Raw genomic sequence first — 20,999 nt, forward strand, 5'->3', positions numbered from 1 at the left:
AAAGGACTCGACCAAGGTGCGGATGATTATATTACGAAACCATTTGACGAACGCGAACTCACAGCAAGAGTACGTGTGGCATTACGACGTACAGAAGAAGAAAATCAACCAAAGACCATTCAAGAAGGCCCATTTACGCTTGACTTGGAGTCCTATTCCATCCTCTATGACACGCATGAAGTTCGACTTACGTTAAAGGAATTCTATATTATAGAAGCGATGATGAACCGGCCAAATCGCACATTCACACGGGAAGACTTGCTTCAAGTGGCTTGGGAATATGACACGTATACAGAAGTCCGGACAGTCGATTCCCATATTCGAAATCTACGGGATAAGTTGAGGAAATCTCATTTTCCTATAGAACAGATTTTGGTGACGGTTTGGGGGATCGGATATAAGTGGAGATAACAAGAACTTTCCAATTTATAATTATCGATCACCATATTCACGCTACACATCGTGCCATAAAGATAGAAAAGGCTACTTTCCACGAATGGAAAGTAGCCTTTTCTTAGTGATCTGTGCCGAGGACACACCGAAGTGTTTTTCCTAATTACGTAAAATAACATACACTAAGTAGACGACGTATGCCACAGCTAGCATCAAACCTTCACGCTTACCAATTTTGAAGCCAGTTCTAGCGAATAACAACAATACTAATGTCAATACAAGCATAATGATCACGTCAATGAATACTTTATCGTTCACGGCGATCGGCGTAATGACAGAAGAAGCCCCGAGAACGAACAGGATGTTGAAAATATTGCTCCCTACGATATTTCCCAAAGCGATTTCACTTTCTTTTTTCAAGGCTGCTGAAATTGAGGTAACCAGTTCAGGTAAAGAGGTACCGATGGCGATGATCGTGAGACCAACCAATGTTTCACTCATGCCTAGAGAATAAGCGATTGTCGTAGCCTTATCGACAACCAAATCTCCTCCGAAAATAATTGCCGCCAACCCAACTAGTGTAATGAGGATATTCTTCCCCCACTTCACATTATCAGTGGCCTGAATGTCGTCAGGACTTCTTTTTTGTTAAGAATTTTTTATATTTGTTTCGCTAATCTGTAAATCTTTATATTCTTTATATTCTTTTCTAATGTCATAAAAAGTTATGATTAACAAGATCCAAACAACAGGGCTAGATAATGATATACCTACTTGCGAAACACCACCTAATAGAGTAAATACAATAAGAACAGTCAACAAATAAGATGTAAATGCAATTTGAAATAAGTAACCATATTTTAGAGATTCATTTTTAAGATAACGATTCTCAAAAAAACCTCCAAGTAAAATAAGCAAAATAAGCCCTATGAATAGTAGTTTGGGAATGTAAAACAATTCATTAAAGTTTGAAAAAAAGTCATAAGCCAATAGTACAGTAATATGCAGCACTAGTAATACAATTAAGAACGTATGTCTCCTTTTCATTTAAAGTATCTCCTATTTGTTTACTATACGAGTTAACAGCAAAATAGGATTCAGTAAATTTTCCTATTTACAAATAATTAGTTAAATAGATATACGTTTATATAGGATGTCTAGTTAAGGTAAATGAAATTTGTTTAAGTTATAGTTTTAATTTCTTCAACAATAAAAAATACTGACAATTCTCAAAGGTGTATAAAGGAGCATTCCTGTTAGAAGCTTTTTCGGGGACTTGAACACAAAGAGCCCTCTTGGTATGATGCGGGGTGTCAAATCTGCACGAATTGACCCCTAATTTAAATACCAAGGAGGGCTCACAATGAATTTTACGCAAAATGCTAAGATTAATCAAGTTACAGATAAAACGCTAGTCATCGAAATCGACATTGCCAAACGAACACATTACGCCTGTATGGTGGATGAGCGTGGACTGATCCTGAAGAAATCGTTCCCTGTACATCAATCCAATCAAGGATTCTAATACTTCTATGAATGTATTCTAGACGCTAAGAAACAATTCGGTTAAAGCGATGTCATCATTGGCATCGAGCCTACCGGTCACTATTGGCTCAATTCGGCTTACTTTCTCGACGATCGGGGCATCCCCCTCGTCGTATGTAATCCCATGCATGTAAAGAAATCCAAGGAACTTGACGATAATCTTCAGACGAAGAACGACGCTAAGGATGCCCTTATCATCGCGCGTCTAATGAAAGATGGTCGTTACAACTATCCACGGAGATTAAGAGAAATAGAGGCTGAATTACGTGTCGGTTCGACACTGATAGGCAACCTTACTGAAGAATTGAACACGATTAAAAACAAGATGATCCGATGGACTGATCGGTATTTTCCTGAATTCCAAACAGTATTTCCGTCCTTTGGAAAATGGTGCTTGCCGATTTGGAATGTACCCCATTCCCGTGTGAGATAGCGAATCAGGAACCGTCAGAACTACTGGCAACCTAACGGACGGTTAAGGGGATGAAATCTTCCCAACTGCCAAAGACGAAAAAGCTCATTGTAAATGCGCGTACTTCTATAGGTGTAATAGAAGGACAACAGATGGCCCGTAATGAAATTGCCACACTTGTCCAGCGTTATCGCCAACTTGAGAAGGAGCTGGCATCACTTCAAGAACAGCTGACAGCGTTTATTCAGGCTACAGTTGAGTACAAATATCTCCAAACAGTCCCAGGACTTGGAGACGCAACCATTATTGATTTACTATCAGAAATCGACAGTTTTGTCCATTACAATCATCCACGTCAATTACTGAAACTGGCGGGATTGACATTGGGGGAGAATTCATCCGGAAAGCACAAGGGACAGAAACGAATTTCTAAAAGAGGAAGAAGCCAGCTGCGTGCACTGCTCTTCCGTGTCATGATGCCAATGGTGCGTCATAACCAGGCATTTAAACAACTGCACGAGTATTACACAACCAGACAAGTAAATCCATTACGCAAGAAACAGTCCATCGTGGTTCTCTGCGGAAAACTACTGAAGGTACTGCACGCAATCTGTACGAAGCACATGGTGTTTGACGCTGAGCAAATGATGAGGGACATTCCCACGCTCGATAGAGCTGCTTAAGCACGACATTCTGAGGGAATGACTAGAAAATTGGATGACACGGAGAAGCTGGCATTATATTATCCATACGACCAATGAGTCCCCAAAGGAGCTTAGCCAGCCTCCGCCTTATGACTAGACCGAACGAAGGTATGTAGGCGCTTTTGACGCCAAGAGACATGGGAGGGTACGTCATCATAAGCAATACGGAGATTCAAAGTGCATCGTATATAGCATCATCATCGCAACCAATATTATCCAGCGATGACAGCGTAGCGCACCCATGGACGTTTGAATACTCAAATATCTAATTATTATTGTTTATCAGCGTGTAAAAAACATTTTTTCGGCACCTTTACAACGGCTTAAACCGTTGATACATCAACATTTATAGAGGGAGTGATTGTACATTCGGATCAAGGAAGTGTGTACACATCATACGCGTACCAATTCTGTATCAAGGATCATGATCTGATCAGCAGCATGTCACGTCGAGAAAACTGTTGAGACAATGCGATGATTGAATCATTTCATTCAAGTCTAAAGTCTGAGGAATTTCAATACGTTAAATTTAACTCACTACAAATTCAAGATGTAGTTGTACGAGTAATCGCTTACTTGAATTATTTTAATAAATAACGAATCCAAGAAAAATTAGGCTACCTGACACCGGTTATGGTGTCGCAGCAGCCTAATTAAGGTGTTTTATAGATGTCTCAAATCGCTATGTCAGTCTACTATATTACTTTTATTTAATAATTGCTTCTCGATCTTTAGCTCTAGACTTTCTAAGCTCTTCTAGCTCACTTCCAATAGGATAGGTAGGTAAATTGGGCTTAATTGCACCTAGCATTACTAACATAAGAGCTTCATCATCCCCATCATTTCTAATGCCCCTATATATACCAGGAGGACTACTAATACAATCCCGGGCATTTAATTTAATTTCATGTACTTCACCTTCACTATTCTCTTGAATTAATGCAGTAACATTACCTTTTAAGACAAAAAATACTTCTTCTACATCATCATGTAAATGTAATGGACCTATGCAACCAGCGGGTAATACCATTGTACTGAGAGTGAAATTCTCTCCAGTAATAATATTGGAATCATTATTTGCAGTTGCACCACGACCTATATACCTCATTTGTGCTCTCCTGTATTTTGGGTTTATCTCCTCTTGAAATTTTAATACATTCCAATCCAAAGACCTGTCATCCAATTTAGCTACATACTTTTTTTCGAATTCTTCAATTGAAAACTTTTCATCTGCCATAGGTGAAACCTCCCTAATTTAGTTTTATATGAAAATTCGGACTGGTCTAGGTATATTAAATTGCGTAATTATAAGATATCTATAGAAATTAGAGTCACTATACGGATTAGACTCTATAGATTCATGAATACATAAAATGTTTAAATTCCCAGAAAACTATTTATTAAATAAACTTAGTTATTCCCAGAGAATCCATATTAATGAAAACACCCCTTACAAATAAGGTCTTCAGCTTATAATTAGGGTTTACCGTGATGTTAAAAAAATATGGTTATATTATGAATTAGAATCCTGTAAATGAAAAAAGCTATTGGTGGGAGTAGCAATTCATTATAATTATTAAAATCTGGGGAGTATATTATTTCTATACAACCGCTTTCCATGGAATGGTAGTAGCGATTAATATTTTTGCATACTACCATTACCTACTTAGTTTGACCACCAAATTCAAAACCACTTCATAAAAGCCAAATCAGGAGACTAAAAAATAGCTAAGCAATGATCAAATCGCCTGCATTTCTGATTGATTTTGAATCTTTTTCTTAGCCTCCTGAACTTCTTTGTTTTCTGTTTTAAGCGTAAACAAGTAAGCGATGAACCCCAAAGCGGTGATAGCAATCAACATGATAAGCGACGGACCGAAGTCTCCTCCGTTAATATCGCGCATCCATCCCATCACATAACTAGAAAATCCGCCGAATATGTTCGTGAAACCCATGAGCCCCGCTGCACGACCAGCAGTTTCTGGCGTTGAAAATTGTACGATAAATAAGTTACTTAAATGAAAGATTCCTCCCAATGTTCCCATTGCAAGTCCTAATGCCAAAGCGGATATGATGGCGACCGAGACTTGTGTGGAAACCGTCAACAAGATTGCACAGGAAGCAAACAAGATCGTTGCTATTAAACTAGGGCGCTTCGTTTTATCTGCTAAATAACCACAGATCAGAACGAAGCCAAGTGCAAACAACCAAGATAAGGATGTGATCCCAGTCATAGCATCTACATCAAAATTCCTGGCTTGCATCAAGTACGTTGGCAGCCAAATACTAATGCCGAAAAATAAGAAAGAAGTGATCACCATACCGAACCAAACAATCCAGTAACGGGAATCTTGAACGTAACTTTTCTTCTTTTCTTCAGTAACCGGAGTATCATCTTGTCTTATGTACGACAATTCTTCTTTGCTGACGCCCGGATGGCTTTCCGGTTCATTTCTAGTTAAGAAAATCAACATCGGCAATACAAGAAGTAAATTCAACCCAGCCAATATAAAGAACGTCGCATGCCAACTGAGCGTGGCAATGATCAATGAAATGAAAACTGCACCGATGGCAGGTCCTGCATAGTTACCCGAAATCCAGGAAGACTGCGCGCGGCCCAATTCGTTTTTGTTGAACCAAGTAGCGATGAATTTCCCACAGACCGGGATCATCATCCCTTCCCCGATTCCTAAGACAATCCGTGTCACCATGAACATTTCATAAGTGGTGGCAAATCCGCCTAGCAGCATTGTCACTGTCCAAATCGAAACTCCAATGATTGCTGTTTTGCGGGCTCCGAACTTATCAATGAAGAATCCCCAGAAAAAGTTGGAGATTGCATACGCTACCATGAAGATAAAGGTTAAGAAGCCAATCTTCGCATTCGCATTGGCTCCTGTCATTCCAAGATCACTTAGAAACTGTGGATCAGTCTGGACAATGGAAATTCCTAACTTGTCAATTTGTCCGAAAAACCATAGAAAGAAAATAGGCGTCGCTATATATAACCATCGTTTGTTGTTTTTGATATTCATTTTCGTTCCTCCCATACTATCTTATTAAGGAATTTCACAATTGGAGACCCTAAACTTGTATACGATTCACTTTATTGAATTTAATTTTAGTTAATTATCTAAAATACCTATCTCTTACCAGTAAACATATCGATTTCTTACATATAGTAGTAAGCGATCTAACCCATAACCAAAGAGTGATATAAAAATTACGACTGCCAACACTTTGCTTTGGGATAAGGTGGCCGATAAATAAACGAGAAAATATCCAATTCCATTATTTGAACTGATCATTTCTGTCAGTACAGCAATAACCACCCCTATTGGGAGCGCAATTCGGAAACCTGTGAAAATTGATGGCATCGTTCCTGGCAAAAACACTTTCCAAAACAGCTTTCGATCGGTCGCCCCCATATTCTGACCAGACCAAACGTACAAATGATTTACACTTTTCGCACCGTAGTATGTACTCACTACTATAGGGAAAATGCACTCGAGAAAAATGGTAAATATTTTAGAACCAGAACCTAACCCGAATAGGAGTACAAATATAGGGTATAAAGCCACTCTTGGTATAGGATAACCTGCCGTGAAAATTGGTTGCATAAGGTCATCAATAAATGATGACCGGCTCATTTGAATCCCAATTGGAATTCCAACGATTGCTGCAAGTAAGAAACCTACCAAGATCCGATAAATTGTAACTCCCATATTTGTCCATAGATCGCTTGTGGCAAGCAGCTCAACAAATACCAATAGAATTTCTCCAAGACCAGGGAATAACTGTCTTGGAAAAAGTTCTGCCAACACGAACCCTTGCCACAATAGAGCTATTAGTATTAACGCTAAATATTTCACAATAAATTTTTTTATCGCTTTCATATGCGTCCTCCCTCTATGTCCTGGTGTCTATAGCGCTACAAGATTTCGTGACAACAATCGATCTACTATCGATTTTGCCACCATAAGACCCTCCCCCTCAGACCGATTAACAATCGATCGAAAAGAAAACCTAACGCTGCGATAACTATGACTGCAGCAAGAACAATATCCGTACGGCCATATGCATCAGCATTCAGAATCATAAATCCTAAGCCTTTACCAGTTGATGAGCCAATCATTTCCGATGAAAACATCATGACAAAAGTTAACGCAAGAGCAACACGCCAACCGTCAAATATTTTAGGGAGGGCCGCTGGAAGTACAACACGGTACAACATTTTGAACTTAGAAGCTCCCATATTTTCCGCTGACCATAGATAAAGTTTATTAATTCCTCGAACACCATCCAATGTTGCAATAAAACAAGGGAAAAAAGCACTCGTGAAAATAATCAGAATCCTTGTCGTATCTGTCACACCGAACCAAACTAAAAACACAGGAAGTAAAGCAATTTTAGGAATCGGATTGAAAAAAGATACGACCGGATCAAAAAACCTTCCAATCGGTTGGAAAAATCCTGCTAAGATTCCCAACCCTGTTCCGAATAAAACAACCAGCAAAAACCCGACAATCGATCGATATAAACTGATTCCTATGTGTGGAAATACTTCACCTGTCATAAAAAATTCACTAATAATCCCAAGAACAACTGCCGGGCTGGAGACATAGGTAGGAAACCAATCCGTCATTGACAGTAGTTGCCATAACGATAAGAAAAGGAGAAGCTCCACCAAAGAAATAACTATAAAGCGACTTTTCTTAAAGCTACTCGGCATTGGATTGACCTCCTATACTTTTCACATTTTCCTCCTCATGCAAAAGATCCCAAATATGATTCCGGTAATCAATAAAATCATAAGACTTTCGAATCGATACATCACGGGGTCTTGGTAATTCAATTTTCAAGATTTCCTTAACTACCGAGGGACGTTTCGTCAAAACAACGACGTAATCACTTAAATAAACCGCTTCTTCAATATCATGTGTAACGAATATCACGCTTTTTTTCGATTCCGACCAGATCCTTTGAAGTTCCACTTGCATCGTCTCTCTAGTTTGGGAATCAAGTGCACCGAATGGTTCATCCATAAGCAGCACTTTAGGGTCAAAAGCAAGCACTCTAGCAAGAGATACTCTCTGCTTCATGCCTCCCGATAACTCGGAAGGCAGATTGTCTTTGAATTCCCAAAGTCCGACAAGTTTTAAGAAGTATTCCACCCGCTCTTTGATATCAGCTTTGGGAAACTTTTGTGCTTCCAACCCCCATGCCACATTGTCGTAAACTTTGCGCCAAGGGAATAGGGTCGACTCTTGGAACATCATTCCCCTGTCCGGAGCAGGTTTGCCAACTTCTTCTCCTCGGACACTTACCACCCCTGATGTCCGTTCAATAAAGCCGCCAACAATATGAAGGAATGTACTCTTCCCACAACCACTCGGGCCGACAACACTTACGAACTCGCCTTCTTTTATATCTAAATCAATCCCTTTGATTGCTTCAATCTCTTCACCTTTACGTTCAAAGACCTTACGCAAGTTAGATATTTTAATCGCACTCTCTTTTGGCTCTACCTTATTTACGGGAACAACTCTTGTCATTACGGATCCAAAACTCATTTTCGCCACCTCCGATAGAAATCCAACATTGAACTTTTTCAAATACAGACCATCCTAAACAATTATACTTCGGTCTACTTGTGTCTTAAGTAAGTGACATAGTTAACCTAAAACCGTCGCACCTTTGTGACAATGGCTACCGGCCAGCATTGTAGCTTCCCTTTACTAAATTTGTAGAGAGTCTATTTCGGACTCCCTCTAAATTTAAATACTTTTGTCATTCACCCCACCCCTGATTGGCCAAGTTATTTGGCTAAGAATGAGTCATCAATCAATTCATCTAAGTCAACTTTCTGTTCAATCCATTCGTCTTCCAGCAAAATTTCTTGGACAAGCTCCCAGCTTTCTTTCGTAAGTGAACTATCGATCGAACGGTTATAATCGACTAGATTGAGATAAATTTCCGGTTCAGAAAGAACAAATTCAGCATCCAGCAACTTTTGACGAGCCTCTTTTTTGTTCTCCACATAGTACCTTGTCATATATTGTAAGTCTTCCACGAGTGCACGAACCGCCTCTTCATGCTCTGCAATAAAGTCGGGATGTAAAAAGAGATTCAGGAAATCTTCGTCTATCGGAACACCATCTTTGGAAGTGAACACTGTTTTTAATTCACCGGCTTCTTGTGCCATTTCATAGAAAGGTTGTGGAAATAAACCGACATCTATCTTCCCACTTTTCACCGCTTCTTCCACTGCCGGAGTTGGAAGCACCGCATACTTTACATCTTTATCAGGATCTAACCCTGCTGCTTTCACAGCCGAACGTGCCCACATATCAGTAGGTGATTTGAAATCAGGGATACCAATTGTTTTGCCTTTTAAGTCGGCCGCTGATTCAAGGCCAGCATCTTTCAGCCCCATGAATGCCGAGTTGAATCCTTCCCCAGGTGTTTCTTTAGCTATGTTTGCAACAATTTTCAAATTGATCCCTTGAGCTGCCGACATAATCGCTGCCCCTTGTCCAATTGATCCCCCTTGAATTTGCCCAGCTCGATAAGCATTCAATCGATCAGTATTCGCCCTAAATTGCTGAAGGTCTAATGTATATTTCTCTCCATAATTCGGCGCCAGATCGGATGCCACTTTAATTAGCCATAAGTTTTCTTCTGTTGCATAGCCGACGCCTAATTTAATTTCAACCGGTCCATTCCCTTTTTCTCCTTCAGCTGAAGCTTTACCAATTTGTTGATCAGCAGAACCACATGCAGCCAATAGTCCGATCATCAATACGAAGACAAAACCTGCAATCATTTTCTTCATTTTCGTTCCTCCAATTTTCTGTTGTATTTCTCCCACAAAATTCCGCCCCCCTATTGTAACCGCTTTCATTAAACCTGAATGAATAATGACAAAACAGGATTTTTTATATGTTTTATATGCAAAACATGTTTTTGTAAATCCTATAATTAAATTTTACACTCTTCTGAATTTAATGTCAATAAGATAAAATAAGATATTAATATAGTTTTCTTATAACACTTTATGTGAAGAATCGTCTATTAGCAGACCGGTTTATGCAGTCATTTAAATAAAAAAAGAATCTTGATCGTAGGTTCATCGTACTGACTTCTTACTATGCCTTCCACTATAATTAACGCATTGTATATCTGACAGCGAGTCGATATTGAGAATAAAATATTATTTCGGCTTTTAGAAAGTATATATTGCAATTTTTGTAATAAACCCTGTAGTCCTTCCCAACTTAAAGTGCATGGATAGGGATAATCAATCATAAGAAAAAGACTACATTTCGTTCCTAATCGAAATGTAGTCTTTTTAAATTTGACTGCATGTAGACAAATTATGGTTCCAAAACCATCTGTCTTTGAATTTAATGAGATTGACCTGCAAATAATTTTAACACTACTTTAAACTCTTCTGTGGTGTCCAAATATGCATATTGCCCATTCCAATACTTGCGTTGTTGGATGACGTCATAGTCCTATTCTCGAAAGTCAGGTAACCTTTCTTCCAAATTGTCCAGCTCCAAAGAAATATGGTGAATTCCTTCCCCATATTTCTCCAAATGCCCCTTCCAAACACCCAGGCTTTTTCCTGGTTGAATGAGCTTCACCTTGATTGTTGGTGTTTCAAAAAAATGAATCCTACGTCAGCCTCTTTTGCTTCTCTTTTATATGCTACTTGAGTCACTCCGCAACCCCCGACTCGATTTTTGGGGGAATCTTCAAGATTGGCAAGTCCCCTAAGCGGGCAGCAGACGCATTGATGTCTTCCACTATGAATGCGATTTGTGTGATAGTCCGTGAGCCAAACAGTAGCTCGGCAATATCATCCCCACTTTTTTAGGCTGGGGCGTTTCTCTTTCAAGCAATTCGAATACAGTTTACAACGAAGCTTCTGTATCTAAATAGGCATAACGCCCTTTGTTTACAGATGTGAATTTACCTGAATGTAGCAACGGATAAACTCTTGTAGCAAAAGTTTCGAGACAAGGAGCAATTTTGTCTACAACAAAAGCAAGGTGATGAATCCCTTCTCCGTATCCCACCAAATAATCTTTCATCGTGTTTGGTTCATCATTCACTTCCATCAGTTCGATTTGGATTTACAGTGTGTCAATGAGTACAAACTTACTCTGCGTATCTGAGGTGACTCCTTTATGAAACACTTGCGATTGGTCATGGGCACCTGCCAAAAAATATTCCGGTTCCATAAAGCCAAGCAACTTGCTGAATGATGATATGGCTTGATCTATATCCTTTACGATGAAATCGATTTGTTCTATTGAATTGTTCCGAGCATTCTTTTATCAAGACTGCACCATATCTCAGTAATCAATTTCGCCTTAGAACGACCTATTATCAGAAAGTCGTACCAGGCATCCCTCTCACACCAAGCCCTCCGTCACTCTCTATGATGGTTCCTGTTATCGCCTTAGCGTTATCAGATGCCAATAGGACATAGGCGCCGTTGTGATCACTTGCTTCCTGAGCAATTTGCAGTGGATTTCTACTTGCAATATTTTTCTTTCTCGTTTCCTTATCTATCTGTTTTACGCTATCTTGCAGGCATGGGATCGCAGTGATTTCCGTGACCGTTCCACCAGGTGACACGCCATTTACTCTAATCTCAGGAGCCAACTCATAAGCCAACTCTCGGATAAGCCCTACAATCGCATGCTTACTTGCCGTGTAAATAGGGCCTCCGCCATTCGGATAAAACCCGGAATTGGAAACAGTGAAGATGATATTCCCTTTCGTTTTCTTCAGCTCTTCAGCAGCAGCTTTTGCCGCCAATAAGCCCCCTTTTACATTTATATCGAAAATAGTTGAAAACGCTTCATCCAGATGCTCTTCTGGCAGTCGCTCCAATGTGACAAAGCCATCGAATACGCCTGCATTGGAAACTAATATATCCAGTTTTCCAAACTTCTCCACCGTTTTTCGGACAACTTCTTGATGGCTTGAATATTTTGTTACGTCGCCTTTCACTGTTAAAATATTGTCTTTAAATTCTTCTTGTAACGCATTCAGCTTCTCTTCTGACCTTCCCAAAATACAAACTTTAGCACCTTGATGTATATACTCCCTTGCGACTGCTTCCCCAATGCCGTTCGTTCCACCTGTCACAATTGCAACTTTTCCATCCAATGATTCCATCACTTTTACACTTCCCCACTATAAAGTTAATCCTTTTTATAACAACTGTAGCTACCCTAATTTTAACGGGTAGCTACATATTGAATGACTATTAAACAAAAATCGCCAAGTTTCTTGTTCCTAAAGACGTCTGATCTGCTAAGAACCAGCGTGATACTAACTTCCAATCACCATTTTCTTTGCGGAGTACGTCTTTACGCTCTCCCGAGATTAAGTCAGCAGTCGTATCTGTACTTCTACTTCTATACAACAGCAAATTACTATGGACAGCTACTTCATTTTCCGACACTTCTTTGATCTTCACATTCGAAACATTCCTTCTTGTACGTGATGGTGGCAATTCAGCCCACGCCATATCTGTTTTCATACGATCGATTCGAAGTTTCAAAGTTGTCGAATCATCGTCGAATAGTAAGGTAGCTTCTGAGTAATCAGGTTTTGACTTTTCCATTTGATTGATTCTTAAAGGCATTGTATAACTGATTTCCTCAGACAACAGTTCATACCAACCATCAAAATTCAATTGATCCAAAAGCTCTGATTCTTTATAAAGCCATTGCTCAATTTCATGTTGCAATATAATATCCTCATGCATCCCATTCACCTCTTATTCAGCCGTTATTTGATCAAGCCAGTTTCTGAAAAATGCTCTGGAGTTCGCTTCATTAAATTTATCTTTATAAACAATACCAGGTCCAACGAAGTCTTCTACTGGCTCTTGATGCATACCCATCGTGTAGTTAAAGACAATGTTCTCATGTAAATGATATGGACTTTTACTGTTTTGTGTGATATCTGTAAAATTTTCTGTATCGTCTTGTTCGAAAATTCCAGAAGCTCCGAACGTTAGTGTAAAAGCTTGTTCTGATAATCTCTTCCATTCTTCTGTTGCATTTTTTTCAACAAGCATCCAAGATGATATCTCCATGGAGTCTGGTCCCGTCGGCTTCCAGATACGAAGGGATGTATGAGAGATTTTCTGGCCTTTTAAATCCATCGAAGAAATGAGAATCATAATATTCGGAGAGACACAAACAATCATATTCTTCATCTGCTTCAAAATGTCGTATTGATCTTCATTGAGTCGTTCTTTATATTCATCAATTAAGCTTTCAGGAAAGGCAAAACCGTCAGGGTTCGGCATGCCTAAATTCAATCCATGCCCGTTCCCCGTATAAATCTGGTAACCATATTTTGAATAGTCCCCTGTCGGAACAAGGCCTAATTTTGCAATCGATCCGTGAGAAACCAATGTATGGTAAGAGTCAGAAATTGTATTGTCTGATCCCAGTTTCCAAGTTCCATCTACATTCCATTTTTGTGGAAGACCTACAACCTCCATTTCTGCACGGTTAAATGCCAGGTCGAGATACCATTTAATATCTCCTAAAAATTCTTCGAGGGAAACAGCTTCAGAATTAAGCGTTGCAAAAATCAAGTCTGCATAGACATCATGACGAATTTCCTTCAAGCCCATTTTACTTTTATCCATCGTTTCACCGTAAACGACTTTCTGGAACGGAATCCCGATCAAGTCACCAGTGTTTTTAAAGTTGAACCCATGGTAAGGACACGTAAAGTTTTTTTGATTTCCATTATCCATTCGGCAAAGTTTCATACCGCGATGTGTACAAACATTTAGCAACACATGAATTTCACCATCTGCACCATGTGTGACGATGACGCTCTGTCCGCCCATTTCCCGTGTCACAAAATCTCCTATGTTCGGTATTTCCGACTTATGGGCGACAAATAGCCAGTCCTTTAAGAAAATTTTCTCCATCTCAAGCTCATAAACTTTTGGATGTGAGAAAATATAAGATGGAATCAAGCCTTCTTCTGGCTTAACTGTATCTTTTAAGTATTGAATCAATTCACTTCTTGTCATTTCGTCTAGCCGCGGAACTTGTTTAGTACTCGTAGTAGTCATACAAACGACCTCCTTATTTTTATAAGCCGATCTTTATAGTAGATTGCAACTTTTTCAATGTACCTAGCACACTTAAAGCGGCTAACATACTCGTGTTAGGGTTCGTACGCATCGGCTCGTTTTCAATTTGAAACGTCATAGACCCAAAAGTACCTTCCGCTTGAATTTGATGATGATTTTTCGTCACTGTCGAATCGGCAATAATTTCAACTTTCGTATTTTCCACTCCGATCCCAGCGAGTGATAATACAATCGAAACATTGATATTTTTAGGGAATTTTTCAATCGCTTCTGCAGCTGATCCTTGGAAAATCACTTTTTCCCCTACGATGTCCTCTCCAAATGAATGCGCCGGTTTCCTCGTTGTTAATGAAACCCTTTTCAATTCTCCTAATCCATTTGCATTTTGGATTGCATCTATTCCTCCTATTGCACCGGATGGTAAATAAATTGAATGTTTGTGTTTTTTTCCTAATAATTTAACTTCTTCTAAAAATGCCTCATCAGCTAGTGCTCCGATACTAATGATGATCACTTCTTTTTTCTCAAGCACCTTTGGAACGTGCTGATGAGCCGTTGCTACGTTGGCTGCTTCCACTACGATGTCTATATCGGATTCGAGAAATTGATCGATATCATTGAACAACTGGACTCCATAATCAGCAGCTAGCTGTTCATATTTTTTTAAGTTGCGGACAAATAAGCTCTTCACTTTCAATCCGTCCAACTGCATTTGCTGTATTTCTTTTATGATGAATGTCGCAATGGAACCGGCTCCGATAATACCTATGTTCATTCAGACAACTCCTTATTCGGCAAATCCATATGAATCAGTGAAATGTTCAAAGCCGCCAAATTCTGTCACGCTCGATAGACCACTTTCTTTGATTCCTGGAAAATCGAGGCGTAAATCTTTGAAAATCGTATGATTGTTAAAGAATATGGCGCCAGCTTCGATACGATCAGCCAACCGTTTTGCTGCTTCGATGTCAGTTGTCCAAATGGATGCCCTTAATCCATATTCCGAATCATTCGCATATTTGATTACTTGCTCGGTATCATTGAACGACATCACCGGAATGACAGGACCAAATTGCTCCGCTCTCATGATCTCACTCTCCTGATGCACATTTGTAACGATGGCCGGAAGCATGAAATATCCGTCTTCCCATGTATCCTCGTTTAGTTTTCTACCAAAATAATGCACTTTGGCACCTTCTTTTTCTGCATGGTCAATCAAATCTTTCACGAAACGAAATTGTGATTCATTATTCAATGGGCCCATTTTGACATCCGGTTGGATCCCGTTTCCGACAATTGTTTTGTTAAATTCTTCGCTTAGTTTATCCAACAACTCTTCGTATCGAGTTTCGTGGACATAAATGCGCTTAATGGCAGAACATACTTGCCCAGCACCTTTCAAAACTCCATTTCTTAACTTTAGGATTGTTTCCTTGTTCAAATCGGCATCGGCCAATATAATGGCAGGGTCATTACCGCCCAGTTCCATATTCAATTTCTTCAAAGTAGACGAAGACTTTTCCATCAATACTTTTCCTGTATTTGTGCCACCTACAAACGCAATTGTCCGGACCCGTTCGTCCTTCGCGATTCGATCTCCAATAAGACCACCCGAACCTGTCACAACGTTCAATACCCCTGGCGGTAGACAGTCAGCAAGCTCTTTCATGAAGACCATAATTGTCAATGGACAATCTGTCGCAGGTTTGAAAACGACTGTGTTTCCTGTCAAAATAGCCGGTATGACCCGCTTGAACGTTAAGATCATCGGGGAATTCCATGGGGTGATGATTGCCGTCACACCTCTTGGACGTCTCCGAATTTCGACCTGTTGGGCCTGTCCGGACAAATCTCTTGGCTCATACCAGTTTTTCAGGTTTTCCGGCAACTCATTTAAAATCTGTACACATCTTTGAATATCTAACTTGCCTTCTTGCAGAGTTTTACCATTTTCTCTGACAAATAAAGTCGTATATTCATCGACACGGTCTTTCACACGCTCCCATACTTGGTGAACACGCTCAATTCGTTCATCCAATGATGTTTGCGACCATGTTGGATACGCATCTGCCGCTGCCGTAATCGCCCGGTCTACATCTTCTTCGGATGCCAGCCCGATAAAACCGACGACTTCACTTGTGACGGCAGGATTGATGACGTCTTTGTGCCTATTTAACGTTTTCCATTCACCGTTCACTAATATCTTTCCTGAAATTTGCAAAGTTGCTTCCGTTTTATAGACCAATTTGTCTCCCTCATTTCCATTGAACGATCTTATTTTATTCTTTTCGGTTGAAATGACGAAGCGACACCCGGGGGCCCCCCGAATGGTTTAGCCATCGGTCCTACTGCTTCCATATCGACGACAATCAAAGTCATCTTATCTGACCCTGTAGCATTCTCCAATGCTTGGTCAAATGCATCGGCAGAACCTACTCTCGTTGACCCTATCCCCATCGAATGTGCCAGCTGTACAAAATCCGGACTGACCAAATCGACACCGACTTGTCGGCCATATGCTGCGTCTTGAATATTTCGAAGTACACCGTAACCGCTATCGTCAAACACAAGTATGATCATCGAAAGGTTCTCTTGGACTGCTGTTGCAAGTTCACCAATATTGACCATGAAGCCGCCATCCCCTGCTAATACGACAACCCGTTTATCAGGGTTTGCTTTTTGTGCGCCGATTCCTGTCGGTAAGGCTTGGCCAATTCCGCCTCCCGAGGCATGAATCGAATGGCGTGGTTTATAAATCTCGAACAGTCGGCTTCCCCAAACATTCGCTGGAACGGTAACGTCCCTTACAAAAATTGTTTCTTCGTCCAGTCTGTTTCTCATACTGTCCAAAATGTTTTCATAAGGTCCTAATGTTTTGCGTAACTTAGCTCTGAGCGTTTCACGCAATTCTTGCACATTTTCACTATATTCACCGCTCGGCATTGTGTAACCGCTTTCTTCTAGTAGAGTGACAAGACTCTCTACGACCGTTTTAATATCTCCGACTAACCCATACTTCGCTTCATAATTTCGGCTGACCGCCAAATAATCGGCATCAATTGTAATATGATTTTCCGGTACTTCAACTGACCAGCCGGCAGTTTCATTACTCCGGAAACGTACACCAATACTAATGAGTACATCAGCATTCGCCAAAAATTGCTTTGTTTCTGGAGAAGCCCCAAAATGTCCAATACATTGCGGATGATCCTCCGGAATGATTCCTTTAGCTGATTGGCTCGTAATGACAGGCGCGCCCGTCATTTCCGCCAACTGTCTGATTTGTTCGGAAGCACCTGACAAAATCGCTCCGTTTCCGACCCATAATACTGGTCGCTTCGCTTCTTTCATCGCCTGCACAACCGCTTCAGGTACAATGAATTTTTCTTGTATTGAAGAACTATTTGCCAATTCATCGTAAATCGGAGTATCTGGAATAATGGCTGATTGATAATCAATTGGTATTTCAACACTTATTGGACCTGATGGTACTTGAAATGCTTCCTTGATCGCTTTTCGGATAAACCCAGTTGCCTGCTCCGGAACCTTTAGTTGGTAAGCTTTTTTACAAGCTCCCTCCATCATTTGAAGCTGATTTTTACATTCGTGGATATAACCTCTACCTGTCCCAATCTGTTCAGAAGAAACTTCACCGGTTATATGTAATAGGGGAACACCGGCACTCCAGGCTTCCACCAAAGCACCTGCTGCATTTCCTGCGCCTGTGCCTGTACTTGTAATTGCCACGCCTAGCTTGCCAGTCGATCTTGCATGTCCGTCAGCCATATTCACTGCGCCACTCTCTCCACGTGCACAAACTAATTCAATACTTCCTTCACGTAAAATCGCGTCGTAAATCGGCATATTATGAATACTCACAATCCCGTAAGCGGTTTCAACACCCGCATTGACTAATTCCTTTACTATTGCATCCGCTACCGTAAACTGCAATTGTGTACTTTCCACTCCAAGTCCCCCTTGTCCTATAAAACTTTACTTAACCCACCCGATACTTCTATATTTGCACCTGTGACATAGCTGGCACGTTCTGACGCTAAAAACAAAATGACATTTCCGACTTCTTCAGGTAAACCGACCCGAGCCAGTGGGATTTTTCTATTTTCCGCCAACTCTTTATAATACACTTCCGGATCCACATCTGGTGCTCGTTCCAATCTTCGGCGTTCCCATTGGTCCGTTTTGATCAACCCAAGGCTAATTGTATTGATGAGTATATTATCTCTCGCCAACTCATGCGACAAACTTTTCGTCATATTCAACAATCCCGCTCTCGTTGCGGCAGTTGCAACCATGTGTGGTTCCGGCTCTTTGGAAAGTGTCGCATTCATATTGATAATTCGACCTTCCCCTTGTGCTTTCATGAACGGAACAACTGCTTGGACCGCGTAAATGACTGCAAAATATTTCAGATTGATTTGTTCTTGCCATTGCTCATCCGTAATGTCGAAGAAGTGTGACATAATACTCCGCCCTGCATTATTGACAAGTACGTCAATTCGTTTGAAATGTTCGCCCGTCGCATTAATGAATGCTTCTACGTCTTCACGCTTGGAAACATCACATGTTAGGCCGAATAGATTTTCCCGATTTGAATCGTTTGTCAACTTTTCGACTGCTTGGTTTAAGCGATCTTGGCTCCGTCCGCAAATAGCGACTTTCGCCCCCTCTTCCAGTAGCATCTTCGTTGTTTCAAAACCGATACCCGCCGTGCCGCCCATGACGACAACAACTTTGTCTTTTAAATTTAAATCCATACTACTCAGCCACCCCTTTTTTCCATCACTTCGTATTTACTAAAGCCCAACCGGGATCCGGCTCTCCCGCCATCTTCACTCTAGTTTCTGGCGAAGGCGGTCCTGCAATTCCCCATCTATCCGATAAATGCGGTACTCGCTTCCAAACTTGCGCGCGCCATGTTTTTTTATCTTCAATCACATCTACATAACATGTGTACTCCATGACAAACCCGCCTGGATCTTGGAAATAACAGAAGATGTTATTGCCTGGTCCGTGTCTTCCCGGTCCCCAAATCTCTTTGTATCCTTTCTTCCGGACATTGCCGATTCCACGCATCACTTCATCCACACCTTCCACTTCATAGGCGATATGGTTGAGCGATGCATGTTCAGCCCGGTTAAACGAAATTTCATGGTGATTTTTATCGCACCGCAGGAACACCATCTGATCCTCACTCCAATCTGAAACCATAAAGCCGAGCACTTCAGTGAAGAAATCCGTTGACCGTTGGATATCAGTTGTGTTTAAGACGATATGGTTCAAGTAAAGCGGGTTCGAATCGACTTTTCTTTGCCATGGTTCTGTATGGATGTCTACCCATGTTGAAAGTTCATAGCAACGGTTTTCATAGTCTACGAAACGAAGGCCATAACCGCCCCCCACTTCATCTAGATAGCCCGGCTGTTGGATGATCTCCACGCCTTTCTCTTTCAGAAAGACCGCCGCTTTGTCTACTGCTATTTTGTCCACCATTCCAAATGCAATGTGATGGAGACCTCTTCTTTCTCCTCGTTGCAGATGAAGGATATGATGTTCAGGACTTGAACCGCGGAAATAGACATGATTGTCATCTTGTGAGACAACATCCAATCCCCATACATCCCTATAAAATTCGATTTGTTCTTCCAGGTTAGGTGTTATTAAACTTATGTGGCGTAAATGTGTTATTTCAAGCATTGAGTTTCCCCACCTCTCCAATCTTTCTTTACTAAATGACATAGAATAGTAATTTTTTTACTCAAGCGGTTTTTTTCAATATCCTTCGTTTTGCATAGAAAACATTGTTTCTAATACTAATATTCACATTATCTTACTTGTGCATTTTTGTCAATACAGTTTTCAGACTTATCAAAAATTAACTTAAAGTCAGTAACTAGGCACAGCTACAATTTGCTGAAAGACGCAAATGATGTATATGCCTAGTAGAGTGCGACTTCTTTTGTAATACAGATTAGATAGTCAGAACCATAAATGAGGATATTTCTCTAGCTACTTGACAAACTGCCGGGATAATCTTTTCTTCCATCAGCTCTTCGTCGGCCGCATGTTGTGTAATCGCTATGTTTATGGCAGCAATCACTTTATTGTCTTTCCCAAAGATCGGGCAAGCGACAGACCAAACTCCTGTTTCAAACTCCCCTTTATGGAAGACGTAGCCTTTTTCTTTAATGGATTGTAATTCATCACGCAATTTTTTGACTTCCACTATCGGTGCATCGGGTATCTGCAATACTTGCAGCTTTGACAACAACTCTTCTTTATTTTCTTCGGGTAAATGTGCCAATAGACATTTCCCCATCGCTGTAGCATGGACAGGCAGATGTGATCCGACGTTAATTGTAATCGTAGCGACACTTCTAGCCGGATACCTGGCGATATACACTATGTCATTCCCGTCCAATATCCCCATATGTGAAGACATGCCCGTTTCATCTCTTAACTTCTCCAAATAAGGCGCCGCTAGTTCTGGTAGTTCGAGACTGTTCAAATAAGTGTAGCCTAGTTCAAGTACTTTCGGTCTAAGTCCATAGCGCTTCGTATGACTATCTTGATAAATATAACCGCACTCTTCCAATGTATACAAGATGCGATAAGGCGTTGTTCGGCTGACACCTAAATTACTTGCAATTTCTGCCAAGGACAAAGTCTGATTTTCTACACTGAACATCTTTAAAACTTCCAATCCACGTAAAATGGAATTTGAAAGATATTTTTCATTATCACTTTTTTGCTTTTCCAATTTCTTTTTTGTGATCTCCAC

Annotated in this window: 18 protein-coding genes and 2 pseudogenes; 2 read left to right on the plus strand and 18 right to left on the minus strand. The window is 40.5% G+C overall.

The window, feature by feature from the left end; all coding sequences use genetic code 11:
* On the plus strand, positions 1-411 hold a 411-nt coding region (locus tag CSV73_RS15075; protein WP_143560967.1), incomplete at its 5' end, for a response regulator transcription factor.
* Positions 412-552: 141 nt separating this feature from the next.
* On the opposite strand, the pseudogene CSV73_RS15080 reads toward CSV73_RS15075, so the two are convergent.
* Together CSV73_RS15080 and CSV73_RS15085 are read right to left on the minus strand one after the other, a co-directional pair.
* Positions 553-1,002, minus strand: a pseudogene (locus CSV73_RS15080) (sodium:calcium antiporter); the annotation flags it as partial.
* A gap of 39 nt (positions 1,003-1,041) precedes the next feature.
* Positions 1,042-1,440: a hypothetical protein gene (locus tag CSV73_RS15085; RefSeq protein WP_099627998.1), complete on the minus strand. Its 399-nt coding sequence runs from the start codon at positions 1,438-1,440 to the stop codon at positions 1,042-1,044.
* Between the two features lie 316 nt (positions 1,441-1,756).
* Between CSV73_RS15085 and CSV73_RS15090 the strand changes: the two are divergent.
* A pseudogene (locus CSV73_RS15090) lies at positions 1,757-3,033 on the plus strand (IS110 family RNA-guided transposase).
* Between the two features lie 727 nt (positions 3,034-3,760).
* Here CSV73_RS15090 and CSV73_RS15095 read toward each other — a convergent pair.
* From CSV73_RS15095 to CSV73_RS15175, 16 genes are all read right to left on the minus strand, one after another.
* Positions 3,761-4,291 carry a cupin domain-containing protein gene (locus tag CSV73_RS15095; RefSeq protein ID WP_085130845.1) on the minus strand — a complete coding sequence of 177 codons (531 nt, stop codon included), beginning with the start codon at positions 4,289-4,291 and terminating at the stop codon, positions 3,761-3,763.
* A gap of 502 nt (positions 4,292-4,793) precedes the next feature.
* Entirely contained in the window at positions 4,794-6,089 is a 1,296-nt protein-coding gene (locus CSV73_RS15100) for an MFS transporter (protein WP_085130847.1), read from the minus strand.
* A gap of 114 nt (positions 6,090-6,203) precedes the next feature.
* Positions 6,204-6,950 (minus strand): ABC transporter permease, encoded by a 747-nt coding sequence (locus tag CSV73_RS15105; RefSeq protein ID WP_085130849.1) that lies wholly within the window; start codon positions 6,948-6,950, stop codon positions 6,204-6,206.
* A gap of 65 nt (positions 6,951-7,015) precedes the next feature.
* Complete coding sequence (locus CSV73_RS15110; protein WP_085130851.1) at positions 7,016-7,786, minus strand: ABC transporter permease; 771 nt, start codon at positions 7,784-7,786, stop codon at positions 7,016-7,018.
* Positions 7,776-8,669, minus strand: coding sequence for an ABC transporter ATP-binding protein (locus CSV73_RS15115; protein WP_233191578.1), 894 nt, complete (start codon positions 8,667-8,669; stop codon positions 7,776-7,778). The genes CSV73_RS15110 and CSV73_RS15115 overlap by 11 nt, the downstream gene beginning before the upstream one ends.
* Before the next feature lie 203 nt (positions 8,670-8,872).
* On the minus strand, positions 8,873-9,925 hold the full coding sequence (locus tag CSV73_RS15120; protein ID WP_085130855.1) for an ABC transporter substrate-binding protein: 1,053 nt from the start codon (positions 9,923-9,925) through the stop codon (positions 8,873-8,875).
* Positions 9,926-10,973: 1,048 nt separating this feature from the next.
* On the minus strand, positions 10,974-11,153 hold the full coding sequence (locus CSV73_RS15130) for a VOC family protein (RefSeq protein ID WP_099628000.1): 180 nt from the start codon (positions 11,151-11,153) through the stop codon (positions 10,974-10,976).
* A 298-nt stretch (positions 11,154-11,451) separates the two neighbouring features.
* On the minus strand, positions 11,452-12,249 hold the full coding sequence (hcaB, locus tag CSV73_RS15135) for a 3-(cis-5,6-dihydroxycyclohexa-1,3-dien-1-yl)propanoate dehydrogenase (protein ID WP_085130859.1): 798 nt from the start codon (positions 12,247-12,249) through the stop codon (positions 11,452-11,454).
* 91 nt (positions 12,250-12,340) lie between these two features.
* Positions 12,341-12,844 (minus strand): aromatic-ring-hydroxylating dioxygenase subunit beta, encoded by a 504-nt coding sequence (locus CSV73_RS15140; protein WP_085130860.1) that lies wholly within the window; start codon positions 12,842-12,844, stop codon positions 12,341-12,343.
* Positions 12,845-12,856: 12 nt separating this feature from the next.
* Positions 12,857-14,179, minus strand: a complete 1,323-nt coding sequence (locus tag CSV73_RS15145; protein WP_099628001.1) for an aromatic ring-hydroxylating oxygenase subunit alpha — start codon at positions 14,177-14,179, stop codon at positions 12,857-12,859.
* A gap of 19 nt (positions 14,180-14,198) precedes the next feature.
* Positions 14,199-14,975 (minus strand): aspartate dehydrogenase, encoded by a 777-nt coding sequence (gene nadX, locus CSV73_RS15150; protein ID WP_085130862.1) that lies wholly within the window; start codon positions 14,973-14,975, stop codon positions 14,199-14,201.
* 12 nt (positions 14,976-14,987) lie between these two features.
* A complete protein-coding gene (locus tag CSV73_RS15155; protein ID WP_232319181.1) occupies positions 14,988-16,445 on the minus strand; it encodes an aldehyde dehydrogenase family protein in 1,458 nt (485 codons plus the stop codon).
* Between the two features lie 29 nt (positions 16,446-16,474).
* Entirely contained in the window at positions 16,475-18,166 is a 1,692-nt protein-coding gene (locus CSV73_RS15160) for a thiamine pyrophosphate-binding protein (RefSeq protein ID WP_233191832.1), read from the minus strand.
* Positions 18,167-18,183: 17 nt separating this feature from the next.
* Complete coding sequence (locus CSV73_RS15165) at positions 18,184-18,975, minus strand: SDR family oxidoreductase (protein ID WP_085130864.1); 792 nt, start codon at positions 18,973-18,975, stop codon at positions 18,184-18,186.
* A gap of 25 nt (positions 18,976-19,000) precedes the next feature.
* Entirely contained in the window at positions 19,001-19,915 is a 915-nt protein-coding gene (locus CSV73_RS15170; protein ID WP_085130865.1) for a VOC family protein, read from the minus strand.
* Between the two features lie 274 nt (positions 19,916-20,189).
* Positions 20,190-20,999 (minus strand): IclR family transcriptional regulator, encoded by an 810-nt coding sequence (locus CSV73_RS15175; RefSeq protein WP_232319183.1) that lies wholly within the window; start codon positions 20,997-20,999, stop codon positions 20,190-20,192.

This window comes from Sporosarcina sp. P1, assembly GCF_002743155.1.
GTDB lineage: Bacteria > Bacillota > Bacilli > Bacillales_A > Planococcaceae > Sporosarcina > Sporosarcina ureae_B.

What these genes read in the sequence shown, in the direction of transcription:
- hcaB (WP_085130859.1), bottom strand. Translation starts at nt 12,249, where the DNA reads ATGGAATCATTGGATGGAAAAGTTGCAATTGTGACAGGTGGAACGAAC.
- CSV73_RS15145 (WP_099628001.1), bottom strand. Translation starts at nt 14,179, where the DNA reads ATGACTACTACGAGTACTAAACAAGTTCCGCGGCTAGACGAAATGACA.
- CSV73_RS15110 (WP_085130851.1), bottom strand. Translation starts at nt 7,786, where the DNA reads ATGCCGAGTAGCTTTAAGAAAAGTCGCTTTATAGTTATTTCTTTGGTG.
- CSV73_RS15085 (WP_099627998.1), bottom strand. Translation starts at nt 1,440, where the DNA reads ATGAAAAGGAGACATACGTTCTTAATTGTATTACTAGTGCTGCATATT.
- CSV73_RS15130 (WP_099628000.1), bottom strand. Translation starts at nt 11,153, where the DNA reads ATGAAAGATTATTTGGTGGGATACGGAGAAGGGATTCATCACCTTGCT.
- nadX (WP_085130862.1), bottom strand. Translation starts at nt 14,975, where the DNA reads ATGAACATAGGTATTATCGGAGCCGGTTCCATTGCGACATTCATCATA.
- CSV73_RS15170 (WP_085130865.1), bottom strand. Translation starts at nt 19,915, where the DNA reads ATGCTTGAAATAACACATTTACGCCACATAAGTTTAATAACACCTAAC.
- CSV73_RS15100 (WP_085130847.1), bottom strand. Translation starts at nt 6,089, where the DNA reads ATGAATATCAAAAACAACAAACGATGGTTATATATAGCGACGCCTATT.
- CSV73_RS15095 (WP_085130845.1), bottom strand. Translation starts at nt 4,291, where the DNA reads ATGGCAGATGAAAAGTTTTCAATTGAAGAATTCGAAAAAAAGTATGTA.
- CSV73_RS15105 (WP_085130849.1), bottom strand. Translation starts at nt 6,950, where the DNA reads ATGAAAGCGATAAAAAAATTTATTGTGAAATATTTAGCGTTAATACTA.
- CSV73_RS15140 (WP_085130860.1), bottom strand. Translation starts at nt 12,844, where the DNA reads ATGCATGAGGATATTATATTGCAACATGAAATTGAGCAATGGCTTTAT.
- CSV73_RS15165 (WP_085130864.1), bottom strand. Translation starts at nt 18,975, where the DNA reads ATGGATTTAAATTTAAAAGACAAAGTTGTTGTCGTCATGGGCGGCACG.